Annotated in this window: 12 protein-coding genes and 1 tRNA gene; 4 read left to right on the plus strand and 9 right to left on the minus strand. The window is 66.6% G+C overall.

All coding sequences use genetic code 11. The features are described 5' to 3' along the window. The first annotated feature begins 51 nt into the window (after positions 1-51). The gene (locus tag ASD87_RS01745) at positions 52-1,503 is read left to right on the plus strand and encodes a sodium:solute symporter family protein (protein WP_056316337.1); all 1,452 of its coding nucleotides are present in this window, start codon (positions 52-54) and stop codon (positions 1,501-1,503) included. Between the two features lie 418 nt (positions 1,504-1,921). Here the strand turns inward: ASD87_RS01745 and ASD87_RS01750 are convergent. The 5 genes from ASD87_RS01750 to ASD87_RS01770 all read right to left on the minus strand — a co-directional run bounded on the left by ASD87_RS01750 (position 1,922) and on the right by ASD87_RS01770 (position 5,175). Beyond that, a tRNA-Ala gene (locus tag ASD87_RS01750) sits at positions 1,922-1,997 on the minus strand. 69 nt (positions 1,998-2,066) lie between these two features. Continuing rightward, positions 2,067-2,849 carry an exodeoxyribonuclease III gene (gene xth / locus ASD87_RS01755; protein WP_056318638.1) on the minus strand — a complete coding sequence of 261 codons (783 nt, stop codon included), beginning with the start codon at positions 2,847-2,849 and terminating at the stop codon, positions 2,067-2,069. Positions 2,850-3,260: 411 nt separating this feature from the next. Beyond that, a complete protein-coding gene (locus tag ASD87_RS01760) occupies positions 3,261-3,482 on the minus strand; it encodes a hypothetical protein (RefSeq protein ID WP_056316340.1) in 222 nt (73 codons plus the stop codon). A gap of 89 nt (positions 3,483-3,571) precedes the next feature. Further along, positions 3,572-4,354 carry a 3-oxoacyl-ACP reductase gene (locus ASD87_RS01765; protein WP_056316342.1) on the minus strand — a complete coding sequence of 261 codons (783 nt, stop codon included), beginning with the start codon at positions 4,352-4,354 and terminating at the stop codon, positions 3,572-3,574. Between the two features lie 17 nt (positions 4,355-4,371). Beyond that, complete coding sequence (locus ASD87_RS01770) at positions 4,372-5,175, minus strand: FadR/GntR family transcriptional regulator (RefSeq protein WP_056316345.1); 804 nt, start codon at positions 5,173-5,175, stop codon at positions 4,372-4,374. A gap of 289 nt (positions 5,176-5,464) precedes the next feature. Here ASD87_RS01770 and ASD87_RS01775 point away from each other — a divergent pair, with 289 nt between their 5' ends. Continuing rightward, positions 5,465-6,901, plus strand: coding sequence for an aldehyde dehydrogenase family protein (locus ASD87_RS01775; protein ID WP_200952151.1), 1,437 nt, complete (start codon positions 5,465-5,467; stop codon positions 6,899-6,901). A gap of 101 nt (positions 6,902-7,002) precedes the next feature. Beyond that, positions 7,003-7,707 (plus strand): riboflavin synthase, encoded by a 705-nt coding sequence (locus ASD87_RS01780; RefSeq protein ID WP_056316351.1) that lies wholly within the window; start codon positions 7,003-7,005, stop codon positions 7,705-7,707. 72 nt (positions 7,708-7,779) lie between these two features. Here ASD87_RS01780 and ASD87_RS01785 read toward each other — a convergent pair whose 3' ends face one another. Next, entirely contained in the window at positions 7,780-9,276 is a 1,497-nt protein-coding gene (locus ASD87_RS01785) for a M81 family metallopeptidase (protein ID WP_056316353.1), read from the minus strand. Between the two features lie 183 nt (positions 9,277-9,459). Between ASD87_RS01785 and speG the strand changes: the two genes are divergently transcribed. After that, complete coding sequence (gene speG, locus ASD87_RS01790; RefSeq protein ID WP_056316355.1) at positions 9,460-10,044, plus strand: spermidine N1-acetyltransferase; 585 nt, start codon at positions 9,460-9,462, stop codon at positions 10,042-10,044. Between the two features lie 21 nt (positions 10,045-10,065). On the opposite strand, the gene ASD87_RS01795 is transcribed toward speG, so the two are convergent. Genes ASD87_RS01795 through ASD87_RS01805 form a run of 3 tightly spaced genes read right to left on the minus strand, consistent with a single transcriptional unit; the run spans position 10,066 to position 13,141 of the window. Next, positions 10,066-10,383, minus strand: coding sequence for an NIPSNAP family protein (locus ASD87_RS01795; RefSeq protein ID WP_056316357.1), 318 nt, complete (start codon positions 10,381-10,383; stop codon positions 10,066-10,068). 32 nt (positions 10,384-10,415) lie between these two features. Beyond that, positions 10,416-11,405 (minus strand): tripartite tricarboxylate transporter substrate binding protein, encoded by a 990-nt coding sequence (locus tag ASD87_RS01800; RefSeq protein WP_056316359.1) that lies wholly within the window; start codon positions 11,403-11,405, stop codon positions 10,416-10,418. 50 nt (positions 11,406-11,455) lie between these two features. Then, positions 11,456-13,141, minus strand: coding sequence for a thiamine pyrophosphate-binding protein (locus ASD87_RS01805; protein WP_056316362.1), 1,686 nt, complete (start codon positions 13,139-13,141; stop codon positions 11,456-11,458). Positions 13,142-13,192 lie beyond the last annotated feature (51 nt).

Below are 13,192 nucleotides of genomic sequence, written 5' to 3' on the forward strand. Positions count from 1 at the left end.
CCGCCGCGTTACGCGTGTGGCCGCAGGCCGCCCGCGGGAGGACCGACCTTCATGTTGACCCAAACCACCGCCCTGATATGGCTGTTGCTGTTCTCGGGCGGCTTTGCCGTGGCCAGCGTGCTGTACACCCGGCGCAAGCGCAGCACGCTTGAAGACTACATCGTCGCGCGCAACAGCCAGGGGTCGTTTGGCACGATCCTCACGCTGATGGCGTCCACGCTGGGCGCCTGGATTCTTTTCTCGCCCGCGCAGGCGGCCACCTGGGGCGGCCTGGCCGCCGTGATCGGCTACGCGCTGGGCTCGATGTCGCCGCGGCTGGTCATGATTCCGCTGGGACGCCGCATGCGCGAACTGATCCCGCACGGTCACACGCTGACGGAGTTCCTGATGGCGCGCTACGGCCGGCCCATGTATGGCCTGGCGCTGTTCATCATGCTCTTTTATCTCTTCATCGCGCTGTCCGCCGAGGTCACGGCCATCGCCAAGCTGGTCGCGATGCTGGCGCCCGTGCCGCTGTGGACGACGGCCGCCATCGTGATGGGGACGACGCTGCTCTACACCACCTACGGCGGGCTGCGCTCTTCGATCTTCACCGATCAGGTGCAGATGATGATCATCGTGCCGCTGCTGGTGGTGTTGTGCGTCGTGGGCTGGCAGGCGGCCGGCGGCGCATTGCCCACCATCGAAGCGCTGCAGGCCAAGGCGCCGCAACTGCTGGATGTAACCGACCCGGTGGGCGTGAAAGCCGGCCTGACCTTCTTTGTCGCCATCCTCTTGACCGGCATCTTCCACCAGGGCAACTGGCAACGCATCTACGCCGCGCGCGACGCGCGCACGATGCGCAACGGCTTTCTGCTGGGCGGCGTGCTGGTGGCGCCGTTCATCGTCCTCATGGGCCTGTTCGGCCTGGCGTTTGTCGGCCTGGCCCCGGCGGGCGACAGTTCCATTGCGCTATTCAGCGTCATCATGCCGCACGCTCCGGTGTGGTTCGTCATCGCCCTGATCCCGCTGGGCCTGGCGCTGGTCATGAGCACCGCCGACACCGCCATCAGCGCGGTGACCAGCATCATCGCGGTCGATCTGCGCCGCCTGATGCCCAACGCCACCGCCGGCACCATGAAGCGCCTGGCGCGCTCGCTGGTGCTGCTGATGGCCATTCCCGTCATGATCGTGGCCTCGCAGGGCTACAGCGTGCTGTACCTGTTCCTGCTGGCCGACCTGCTGTGCTCGGCCGCCGCGTTCCCGGTGTTCTACGGCCTTTTCAGCCGCAAGCATGACGGCTTCACCGCCACGCTCTCGACCATCACCGGCCTCGTCGCCGGCCTGTTCTTCTTTCCCGCACCGGGCGACAAGCCTGTTTTCCTGCTGGAATCGTTCCTGCTGGCCGCGTTTGTGCCGGTGGTGACGACGGTGCTGATCCGGCTGTTGATGCGCGGGCGCAAGGAGTTTGATTTTGCGACGCTGAGCGGGGCGGTGCGCAGGCTGGATCAGGAGCGGGTTTGAGGGGAGGGGCCTAGCGGATAGGCATGGGCTTGGCAGGCGTCTTGTCCCGAACAAGATTGAAGATTTCGACCTCCTCGTCACTTAGTGGGCCGGCTTCATGAGCGATGGCTGCCAGTAGCGAGCCTAGGCATGTCTGGCGGCTTGGCCGGACGGCTGGGGCGGGATTGTCGAAGAGGCTCAAATCGCTACTGCGACTTTGCTCGGCTACGCGATCTCCCGCTGCGGTATACCGCGGTTCGGACGTGTGCTGAAGTTTGATGAAAGGCATAAAGAGAGTCCGCTCGGCCATTGCGGCCCGATGGCGAACATTCTGGGCCCGCCAGCGACGGCGGCCAACGCCTACACGAAGCAAATCAGACGCACAGAAACAAAAAAGCCTTGGCACACAAAAGTGTCCAAGGCTTTTCCGTCTGGAATTTGGTGGAGCGGAGGAGGATCGAACTCCCGACCTTCGCATTGCGAACGCGACGCTCTCCCAGCTGAGCTACCGCCCCAAATCAAGCAAGAGCAGAAATATACAGGAATTCGGCCTGGGTGCGCAACATGCGCCGGACCGAATTTTTTCAAACGAATTGCAGGGTGGCGATGACCGGGGCGTGGTCCGAGGGCTGCTCGTTGCGGCGGGGTTCCTTGTCGATGACGCAGGCGACGCAGCGCTTGACCAGCGGGGCGGACAGCAGCACGTGGTCGATGCGCAGGCCGGCGTTGCGGCGGAAGGCGAATTGGCGGTAGTCCCACCAGCTGAACGACTTTTCCGGCTGTTCGAACAGGCGGAACGAGTCGGTCAGGCCCAGGTCGATCAGCGAGCGCAGCGCCTGGCGTTCGGGTTCGGACACCAGGACCTGGCCTTCCCACTTTTCGGGGTTGTGCACGTCTTCGTCGGCCGGGGCGACGTTGTAGTCGCCCAGCACGGCAAGGCGGGGGAATTGCTTGATCTCTTCGGCCAGCCACTTGCGCATGGCTTCGAACCATTCCAGCTTGTAGGCATACTTGTCGGAACCGACCGACTGGCCGTTCGGGCAGTAGGCGCAGACGACGCGCACGTCGCCTTCGGGGCTGGGGAAGGTCAGGGCCAGCACGCGCTGCTGCGAATCCTCAAAGCCGGGAATGTTGCGCACCATCGTCGTGCCGGGCATGCGCGAGATGATCGCGACGCCGTTGTAGGTTTTCTGGCCGGCCCAGACGGCGTGATAGCCGGCTTCCTTGAACGCCGCCTCGGGGAACTTGTCGTCGGTGAGCTTGAGCTCCTGGATGCACAGCACGTCGACGGGATTGGCGGCGAGCCAGTCCAGGACCTGTTGCAGGCGCACGTTCAGGGAGTTGACGTTCCAGGTGGCGAGTTTCATGTTTTCTTCAGACCGTTTATTCAGGCGGTTCTTGGCGGTGGCGCCTTCCAAAACCCCGGTCTAGCTACTCATCTGGCTACGCATCCGGGGCGTGGTTGGCATTCGCCGGGGATAAGGCCAGATGATACCCGCTCATGCTGTCTTCTTCTGCTTGCTGAACTCCGCAAGGTGTCTGACACCCTGGGGAGACGATCCTCAGTTCGTGGCGGCGTCTCAACGGGTGTCAGACACCGGCCAGCGAAGCTCCGCCATTGCCGCAAGGTGTCTGACACCCTGGGGAGACGATCTTCAGTTCGTGGCGGCGTCTCAACGGGTGTCAGACACCGGCCAGCGAAGCCCCACCGCCGCCGCAAGGTGTCTGACCCCTTCAAGCAAAAACCCCGATTCCTGCGAATCGGGGTTTTTCTTTTGCTACTCACTGATGTGATTGAACTCGACCGAGCCCGGGTCGATGCCGCCGCGCCGCAGTCGGCCGTCGACATCGTCCGGATTTCCGCCCGCCGCGTCCGCCGCCGGCAAGTCCAGCCAATTTGCCAGTTCCTGCTTCGCCTGCTGGCTATCGGAGATCCCGCCATTGACCAGCGCCACGCCGTCGCTGCCGTCGAGCTTTCGATAACTGATCTGTGTCTTCATCTTGCCTCCTGGGTTGCGGTGGATTGCCGGTCCACCGTAACACACGACGCGTTGGCGCCATCCGGGGGGGGGCAACCCGGAGGTGACGGTCAACCCTTGACCAATCCGCCATCCACAATCAGGTTCTGCCCGGTCACCGCGCGCGACCACGGGCTGGCGAAGAACAGGACCGCGTCGGCGAATTGTTCCGGCGTGGTGACCTCGCGCAGCGGGGTGCCGGCGGCGATCATGTCGAAGACGGCGTCGGGGGTGGCGGCGGAGGCGTCGGTGGTGCGCAGCAGGCCGCCGGACACCATGTTGACGGTGATGCCGTCGGCGCCCAGCTCGTGCGAGAGCGTGCGGGTGAAGGCCAGCAACGCGGCCTTGGCGGCCGTGTAGTCGTGGTACGGCACGACCGGGTTCTGGACGAGGTTGGTGCCGACGTTGATGATGCGTCCGCCGCCGGCGGCTCGCATGCCGGGCAGGGCAGCTTGGGTGGTGTTCAGCGCGGCGCGCACGCTGCCTTCGAGCTGGGCGTTCATCTGCGCCCAGTCCAGCGTGTCGGCGTGGGGGCGGGCATCGCCATTGAATTGGAAGGCGGGCAGCGCGTTGTTGACGATGGTGTGGACCGGCTGGCCGAAATGTTGGCTGGCGCGGGCGACCATGGCGGCGACGGCGGCGGGGTCGCGCACGTCGGCCTGCACGGCCAGGGCGCGGTCCGGGGCGGTGGCAGCAAGGGCCTGCGCGCGGTCGGCGCTGTTCAGGTAGTTGATGACGACCTTGGCGCCTTCACGCAGAAAGGCCTGCGCGATGGCGGCGCCCAGGCCGCGGCTGGCGCCGGTGACGATGACGAGTTGCTGGTCCAGGGTGGGTTGCGGGCGTTGCGATGACATGAATTGAGGCTTCCTGCTTAGTGTTCCGAGCCGCTGTTGAGCATGCGGCTGCGGGCTTTTTCGATATGGGCGCGCATGACATTGCGGGCGCCCTCGGCATCCTGATCGCGGATCAGTTGATAGATGTGGCGATGTTCGTCGATGGCGGCGCGCGTGCGCTTCCAGGGTTCGCTGTGGACCAGGTGGCGCATGACGTTCACGGCGTGGCTGACGTCGTACTCCAGCGACTTGAGCACCTGCACGAAGCGCTGGTTGCCGGTGGCGGACGCAATGGCGCGGTGAAACCCGTAGTCGTGATGGTGGGCGATGGCGCCGGACGCGTCGGCCTCTTCGTAGCCGGTCAGCATGCGGTCCATTTCCTGCAGGTCTTCGGGCGTGCGGCGCAGCGCGGCAAGGTGGGCGCATTCGGGCTCGATCACCATGCGCAGTTCCAGGCCTTCCAGGATATGGCCCACGCGGCGCGCGGGGTCCACGGCGGGCATGCCGCCCATCAGGTCCGGTTTGGACTTGACGTAGGTGCCGGAGCCGCGGATCGAGTCCACGAGCTGGTCTTCACGCAGGCGATCCAGCGCCTGGCGCACGACCGGCCGCGACACCTCGAAGAGGGCGGCCAGTTCCAGTTCGGTCGGCAGCTTATTGCCGGGCGCGATCTTGCCGGTGGCGATCGCGTAGAACAGGCTTTCGTAGACGCGCTCGGCAAAACGCTCGGCGCGCACGTAGCCCAGGCCGGACGCCACCTCGGCCAGAACGTCCAGTTCGGGACGGGGGCGGGTGGCCGCGGCCAGCAGCGATTCCAGCTGCGGGTCACGCACGTTGCTCATCGGACGCTCCTTGAAGTGGGGACGGGTTGTCATGTGGCATGACGTCCCCGCAGGGCCCTAAGCCCCTGAAAGATTAGGGATAACCCGATTATCCAGAAAAATATCCTGAACCTTGGGATAAAAGCTGTCATTCCAATTGACAAGTTACGGAGGGCTCCCGTACCTTGCCATCACACCACAACGCCCGCGCGCATGACGTGCTGGCGGCGCGGCTGGCCCTCTGCCGGCAAGCGCCTGGAGACACGCAGATTCCCCCAACCGGCCGTTCGGCCGCTACTTTACTCCGCACATCGTGACTCAGAAGAACTTTATCGCCAACCAATGGGTGGCCGCGGCCACCGGTGAAACCATTCCCGTCCTGAACCCGTCCGATGGCAAGCCTTTCGAGGAACTGGCCCGCTCGAACGAGGCGGACGTGGACCGTGCCGTCCAGGCCGCCCGCCAGGCCTTCGAGGGCGAGTGGGGCCAGATGGCACCCGCCGTGCGCAGCCGCCTGTTGATGAAGATCGCCTTCGCGCTGCTGGACCGCCAGGAGGAACTGGCGCAGCTGGAGTCGGCTGACACGGGCAAGCCCATCAAGCAGGCGCGCGCCGACGCCGCCGCGGTGGCGCGCTACTTCGAGTTCTATGCCGGCGCGGTCGACAAGCTGCACGGCGAGACCATTCCCTACACGCCCGGCTTCACGGTGCTGACCGTGCGCGAGCCCCACGGCGTGACCGGCCACATCGTGCCGTGGAACTACCCCCTGCAGATCTTCGGCCGTAGCGTGGGCGCGGCGCTGGCCGCGGGCAATGCCTGCGTGGTCAAGCCCGCCGAGGACGCCTGCCTGTCCCTTCTGAAGCTGGCCGAAATTGCCGCTGAAGTGGGCCTGCCCGCCGGCGCGCTGAACATCGTCACCGGTTACGGCCATGAGGCGGGCGCGGCGCTGTCCGCGCATCCCGGCATCGACCACATTTCGTTCACGGGCTCGCCGCAGACGGGCAAGATGGTGGCGCATGCCGCCGCCGAAAACCACGTGCCCGTCACGCTGGAGCTGGGCGGCAAGTCGCCGCAGATCGTGTTTGACGACGCCGACCTGGACGCCGCGATGCCGGTGCTGCTGGGCGCCATCATCCAGAACGCCGGCCAGACGTGCTCGGCCGGCAGCCGCGTGCTGATCCAGCGCGGCGTTTACGAAACCGTGCTCAAGCGCCTGTCCGACGCGTTCTCGGCCACGGTGACCGGCCCGGCGGCGGCCGACCTGGATGTGGGTCCGCTGATCAACGCCCGCCAGCAGGACCGCGTGCGCGGCTTCCTGGCCGAAGCCGAAGCGCAAGGCATGAAGGTCGCGGCGCGCGGCAAGCTGAAGGACGGCACGCCCGAGGCCGGCTTCTACCAGCCGCCCGTCCTGTTCCGCGACGTGCCGCCGGACAGCCGCCTGGCGCAGGAAGAAGTCTTCGGCCCGGTGCTGGCCGCCATGGTCTTCGACACCGAGGAAGAAGCGCTGGAAATCGCCAACGGCACGCTGTACGGCCTGGTGGCCGGCGTGTGGACGCGCGATGGCGGCCGCCAGATGCGCCTGGCACGCAAGCTGCGCGCGGGCCAGGTGTTCGTCAACAACTACGGCGCGGGCGGCGGCGTGGAGCTGCCGTTCGGCGGTTCGCGCCAGTCGGGCTACGGCCGCGAGAAGGGCTTTGAAGCGCTGTACGGCTTCACGTCCTTGAAGACCATCGCGATCCGCCACTGATCGCGGGGCGGGGCGGCGGCCTTGACCCAGGACCCGGGCAAAATATCGGTTAACGTTGATGTTTTGCTTCCGGGGCCTGCCGCCCCGCATTCAGGATCCGTATGTTCACCGGTATTGTTCAAGGCACCGCGAAGATCGCAAAGATCGCGGATCGCGAAGGCCTGCGCACCTTCACGTTGGATTTTCCCCCTGGTTTCTGCACTGACCTGGCCATCGGCGCCAGCGTTTCGACGGACGGCGTCTGCCTGACCGTCACGGAAATCCTGTCCGAGAACCAGGCCACGTTCGACGTCATGCTGCAAAGTCTGGCGATCACCACGCTGGGCAGCTATGCCGAGGGCGACAGCGCGAATGTGGAGCGCGCAGCCAAGGACGGCGCCGAGATCGGCGGCCATCCGCTGTCCGGCCACGTGGACTTCACCTCGCAGGTGCTGATGGTGAAATCGTCGGACACCAATCGCCTGATGCGCTTCAGCATCCCGGAGGCCTTTCGCAAATACGTGTTCGCCAAGGGCTACATCGCCATCAACGGCGCCAGCCTCACCGTGTCGGAAGTGAACCGCGCCGAGGGCTGGTTCGATGTCTGGCTGATTCCCGAGACGCGCCGCACGACGGTCTTCGAGGACAAGCAGGTGGGCGATGCGGTCAACATCGAGATCGAACGCAGCACGCAGGTCATCGTCGACACCGTGCGCGAAACCGTTCAGGAAAGCCTGGGCAAGCTGCAACCGCTGCTGGAAGCGATCCTGAAGGAAAAGGGACTGACGCTGGAGGACTTCGTCAGCCCGCAGGGCAAGCTGAAGTAATACCGCCCAAGCGCGGCCGCCGTTGCGGCCTTGTCTGCAATGGCCGGCGCCTTCGCGCCGGCCATGTCGTTTTCACGCCGCCCTGAACGGCTGCCCCTGCGGCCGCACCCGCATCCCGGGCTCAAGCCGCGTCCACGGCAGATCCGCGGGATCCGCCTGCATCGGGCCGGGCGCCTTGGCCACCAGCACCTCGTGCGCAATCGGCTGGAAGTCGGCCCGGAAATGCACCGAGCTTTTCACCACCAGGATCGCCATCTGTTCGGGCTGCACGCCGCCGACGCGGAAGAGGTTGCGGTCCAGCATCTGCGCCTTGCCGGCGCTGGCCACCACCCGCACGCCGCCAATCCGCAGCGTGGCCGTCGCGCCCAGGTCCACGTCCATGCCGTTCATCATCGGCCCGTCAAAGCGCAGCTTGCCGTCCGATAACGCCTCGACCACAAATTCGCCTTCGAACGCGGCGTCGCCCGCGACGCCGGACTGCCCGCCCAGACTGAGCGCAACCGTGGCGCCGACGCCAGCCTGCGTGGCGCGACGCACCGCCTCGGGGTCGTACAGCAAGCCCAGCGCCGCATTCTGCGCGTTGGCTTGCACCAGCGCGCGCAGCATGCCGGTGGTGTTGGCGTCGCCGCCAGCGCCGGGGTTGTCCTGCGTGTCGGCGATCACGACGGGCCGCGTGGCGCCAGCGGCGAGGGCCTGCGCGCGCCGCACGGCTTCGGCCGGTTCCAGGAAATCAGGCGACCACTCGGGTTCCAGTTCCAGCACGCGCGCATACAGCGATTCGGTGACGGCTTCGACCGCGGCGGCGTCCGTGCCGTAGGCCCACACCACCGGCCCGCACTCCGGGAAATCCGCCGCCGGAAAGCCCGGCGCGAAAGAGATGGAGGCGACCCCCGGCGTCTGTTCCAGTTCGCTCAGCAGCGCGTACACGCCCTGCGAGGGTTGCAGCATCGTGCACATGCCGTTGATGGGAATCAGGAAGGGCAGGCGGCGTTCGCTGCGGGTCCATTGTTCTCCGGCCTGAATGCGCGCCATCAGCAGCCGCGCGGCCAGCACGCCGGTATCGGCCATGTCCACGTGCGGATAGGTGCGAAACGCGACCAGGCCGTCAGCGCTTTGCAGCATCCGCGCAGTGACGTTGGCGTGCAGGTCCAGGCTGGCGACCACGGGCACGCCGGGCCCCACGATCTCGCGCACGCGGGCCAGGAGTTCACCCTCGCCGTCGTCCAGGTGCTCGGTGACCATGGCGCCGTGCAGGTCCAGGTAGATGGCGTCAAAGCCGCCGGCCCGCACCGCGTCCAGGATCTCGCCGGCAATGCGCTCGTAGGCATCGCGCGTCACGTGGGCCGACGGGCTGGCGCCCGCCCAGATCACCGTCTGCACGGTGTGGCCTTCGGCCGCCACGGCATTGATGAATCCGCCGGCCGGGATGTTGACCTCGCGCAGCGCCAGCATGTCCGCGCCGCGCACCATCGCGGGAAAGCCTTCGCCGCGCACGAAATTGTCGTAACCCGCCTTGGAGGGCGCAAAGGTGTTGGTCTCGTGCTGGAAGCCAGCAACCAGGATGTGCATGTTCGGTTCCTGTGAAGGGGGCCGCCCCGCGCGCGTCGGACGCGCAACAGCCGGCGCATGAAGCTGTCCAGGATACCGTGTATGCGGCGCGTTGGAACGGCACGCGCGCGCCTCGGGCATCAGGGACAATGCGGATTGCGCGCGCGGCCGCGGCATACAATGCCCTGACTCACGGAGGTACCCATGTCGGCCACATCCGATATCAAACTACGCCCGCTCGAACGCGGCGACCTGCACTTCGTGCACAAGATCAACAATAACGACGTCATCATGCGCTACTGGTTCGAAGAGCCGTACGAAGCCTATGACGAACTCGTCGCGCTGTACGACCGCCACCTTCACGACCAGAACGAGCGGCGCTTCATCATCGAGCACGACACGGGGCAGCCGGCCGGGCTGGTCGAGCTTGTGGAGATCGACTACATCCATCGCCGGGCAGAATTCCAGATCATCATCGCGCCCAGCTACCAGGGCAGGGGCTACGCCAAGGCCGCGACGCGCATTGCGGTGGGCTATGCGTTTCGGGTGCTGAACCTGCACAAGGTGTATCTGGTGGTGGACAAGGACAATACCGCCGCCGTGCACATTTACGAACGGTGCGGCTTCCAGATCGAAGGCCTGCTCAAGGAAGAATTCTTTTCCAACGGCGCGTACCGCGATGCCTATCGGATGGCGCTGTTGCAGCACGACCATCTGCGCGACGTGGGACCGGGCGCGCCGGACGCGCCCGTGCTGCGGGACTGGCCGCAGGAAGAGCAGGCGGGCTAGCGCCGCCTGCTGCGTGCTACATCAGGGCTTGAAGAACGCCGTCGGCGTCATCAGGCGGTTTTCCTGGCTGATCAGGTAGCCGGCTTCGGCGCTCTTGGTCAGGTAGGTCGCCCAGGCCGGATCTTTTTGCAGCGCCTGGCGCTTGGCTTCGCGGTCGGCGGCGCTGTCATACACCCAGATGTGCATGTAGGTGTTGACGTTGCCGGTTTCGGTCTGCATGTAGGCGAGCGGCTTGCCCAGATGGCGGCTCTGCACCTCGTAGCCGTGCTCGGCATAGAGCGCCAGGTGTTTCTTGATGGTGCCGGCGCGGCACGTGTAGGTACGGACGTCGTAAAGCATGTTGATCCTTGATAGGGGTAGCGGAAAGCGTGTTATTCGGCCGTGGCGCCGGACTGCTTGACCAGCTCGCTCCAGCGTTCCACTTCGGTGTTCACGTATTTCTGGAAAGCGGCGTGGCCGTCGCCCACGGGATCGGCGCCCAGGCCCTTCAACTTGTCCTGCACGGCCGGGTCGGCGACGCTGTCGGTGACGGCCTTGGACAGCTTCTCGACCACGGGCGCGGGCGTGGCGGCCGGCACGAACAGGCCGAACCACGACCGCGCGTTCATGGCCGGGTAGGCCGCCTCGGAGAACGCGGGCACGTTGGGCAGCGCCGCATGGCGCTGCGTGCCGGTGACCGCGATGGGCGTGAGGCGCCCGGCCTGCACCTGCGACAGCACTTCGGGCAGGTTGGCGAACATGATCTGGACCTGTCCGCCCATGAGGTCGTTGAGCGCCTGCGCGCCGCCCTTGTACGGCACGTGCGTCATCTGCGCGCCGGCCAGCGAATTGAACTGCGCGCCGGCCAGGTGCGAAGCCGTGCCGGTGCCGCCCGAGGCGTAGTTCACGCGGTTGCCGTTGGCCTTGGCATAGGCCGCCAGTTCCTGCGGGGTCTTGGCCGGCACCGAGGGGTTCACCACCAGCAGCAGCGGCACCGACGCCAGGTTGGACAGGCCGGCAAAGTCGCGCGTCAGGCTGTAGTCGAGCTTGTGATAGAGCGTGGCGTTGATGGCGTGGCTGGACGTGGCCATCAGCAGCGTGTAGCCGTCGGGCTCGGCGCGGGCGGCCATCACGGCACCGATGTTGCCGTTGGCGCCCGCCTTGTTTTCCACCACCACGGGCTGGCCAAGCCGCGTCGACATGGCCTGCGCCACGGTGCGCGCGATCACGTCGGTGGCGCCGCCCGCGGCGAAGGGCACGATGATGCGCAAGGGGCGTTCGGGGAAATCGGCCGCGGCGGCCGTTGCTGCCGTGCCCAGCGACGCGGCGGCCATCAGGGCGGCGGCGGCCAGGCGCCGCACGGGGGTCAGGGTTTTCGTCATGTCTCTCTCCAGTGTTTTGGGTTTTTTTATGGGTTGCCGGGCCTGGTCTCTCAGGCGCCGGCGGTGCGCGCCTTTTCGCGCAGGCTCGTCAGGGTGGCCCGGGGCGTGATCACCTCCGGGTCCAGGCTGAGTTCGATCAGATATGGGGTTCCGCTGTCCAGCGCGCGTGCCAGCGCGGGCGGGAAGGCTTCATGCGTCTGTACGCGTTCGGCCATCACGCCGAACGATTGCGCGTAGGCCACGAAATCCGGGTTGCACAGGTCCGTGCCGATGGTGCGGCCGGGGTAGTGCACCTCCTGGTGCATGCGGATCGTGCCGTACATGCCGTTGTTGAACACGATGAAGACGATGCCGAGCTGGTGCTGCTTCACGGTTGCCAGCTCCTGCGACGTCATCAGGAAGCAGCCGTCGCCCGCCAGGCAGATCACCTGGCGGTCGGGGTGGCGCAGCTTGGCCGCGATGGCCGCCGGCACGCCGTAACCCATCGCGCCGCTGGTCGGCGCCAGCTGTGTGCGCGGGTGGGTGAAACGGTAGTAACGATGCGCCCAGGCGCTGTAGTTGCCCGCGCCATTGGTCAGGATGGCGCTGGGGTCCAGCTGGTCGCGCAGCGCGGCAATGACGCGCGCCGGGTCCAGGCCCGTGCGCGGGGCAGGCAGCTCGGTGTAGCGCAGGTAGTTGTCGTGCAGGCGCTGCGCCCACGCGCGCCACGGCGTTGCGTCCACGGGCTCCAGCTCCACCGCCGTCTTGGCGAAGGCGTCCATGCCGGCCTGGATCTTCACGGCCGGCTGGTACACGCGGCCCAGCTCTTCGGGGCTGGCCAGCACGTGAATCAGGGTCTGGCTGGGCACCGGCGATTGCAGCAGCGAATAGCCGCCCGTCACCATCTCGCCCAGGCGCGCGCCCACCGCCAGGATGACGTCGGCCTGGCGTACCGCCTCGGCCAGCTCGGGGTTCACGCCGATGCCGACCTCACCCACGTATTGCGCGTGGTGGTTGTCGAACAGATCCTGGCGGCGGAACGAACACGCCACGGGCAGGCCGTTCAGTTCGGCAAAGCGGGTCAGGCTTGCCAGTCCCGCGTCGGTCCAGCCTGAACCGCCGACGATCATCAGGGGGCGCTGGGCGCCCGCCAGCAGCGTGCGCATGCTGGCCAGGGCGTCGGGCGCCGGATAGGCCTGCGGCACCTGGATCGTGCCGCAGGGCAGGGCCGGGGCCACGTCGGTCAGCATGTCCTCGGGCAGCGCCAGGACGACCGGGCCGGGGCGGCCGGACGTGGCGACGGAGAACGCGCGGTTCAGGTATTCGGTGACGCGCGCGGCGCTGTCGATCTGCGCCACCCACTTCGTGAACTGGCCGAACATGCGGCGGTAGTCGATCTCCTGGAACGCCTCGCGCTCGACCATGTCGTTGCCGACCTGGCCCACCAGCACGATAAGCGGGGTGGAGTCCTGAAAGGCCGTCTGCACGCCGATGCTGGCGTTGGTGGCGCCGGGGCCGCGCGTGACCATGCAGATGCCGGGGCGGCCGGTCAGCTTGCCGTGCGCTTCGGCCATGAATGCCGCCGCGCCTTCGTGGCGGCAGGACACCAGCCGGATGCGGTCGCGGTGCGCGTACAGCGCGTCCAATACGTCCAGGTAGCTCTCGCCGGGCACGCCGAATACGGTATCCACGCCGTGGTCCAGCAGGGCTTGCACCACGTGCTGGCCGCCCGTCATCAATGTCGAAGTGTCGTTCATCGCAGTTTCAATCTGGCCGCAGCGCGGCGGGTTGAGTCCGGATGAACTTTA

The organism is Achromobacter sp. Root170, assembly GCF_001428165.1.
Lineage (GTDB): Bacteria > Pseudomonadota > Gammaproteobacteria > Burkholderiales > Burkholderiaceae_B > Achromobacter > Achromobacter mucicolens.

Excerpts from the sequence above, each read along its gene's own strand:
- xth (WP_056318638.1), bottom strand. The coding sequence starts at position 2,849 with ATGAAACTCGCCACCTGGAACGTCAACTCCCTGAACGTGCGCCTGCAA.
- ASD87_RS01780 (WP_056316351.1), top strand. The coding sequence starts at position 7,003 with ATGTTCACCGGTATTGTTCAAGGCACCGCGAAGATCGCAAAGATCGCG.
- ASD87_RS01760 (WP_056316340.1), bottom strand. The coding sequence starts at position 3,482 with ATGAAGACACAGATCAGTTATCGAAAGCTCGACGGCAGCGACGGCGTG.
- ASD87_RS01795 (WP_056316357.1), bottom strand. The coding sequence starts at position 10,383 with ATGCTTTACGACGTCCGTACCTACACGTGCCGCGCCGGCACCATCAAG.
- ASD87_RS01785 (WP_056316353.1), bottom strand. The coding sequence starts at position 9,276 with ATGCACATCCTGGTTGCTGGCTTCCAGCACGAGACCAACACCTTTGCG.
- ASD87_RS01805 (WP_056316362.1), bottom strand. The coding sequence starts at position 13,141 with ATGAACGACACTTCGACATTGATGACGGGCGGCCAGCACGTGGTGCAA.
- ASD87_RS01745 (WP_056316337.1), top strand. The coding sequence starts at position 52 with ATGTTGACCCAAACCACCGCCCTGATATGGCTGTTGCTGTTCTCGGGC.
- ASD87_RS01770 (WP_056316345.1), bottom strand. The coding sequence starts at position 5,175 with ATGAGCAACGTGCGTGACCCGCAGCTGGAATCGCTGCTGGCCGCGGCC.
- speG (WP_056316355.1), top strand. The coding sequence starts at position 9,460 with ATGTCGGCCACATCCGATATCAAACTACGCCCGCTCGAACGCGGCGAC.
- ASD87_RS01765 (WP_056316342.1), bottom strand. The coding sequence starts at position 4,354 with ATGTCATCGCAACGCCCGCAACCCACCCTGGACCAGCAACTCGTCATC.
- ASD87_RS01800 (WP_056316359.1), bottom strand. The coding sequence starts at position 11,405 with ATGACGAAAACCCTGACCCCCGTGCGGCGCCTGGCCGCCGCCGCCCTG.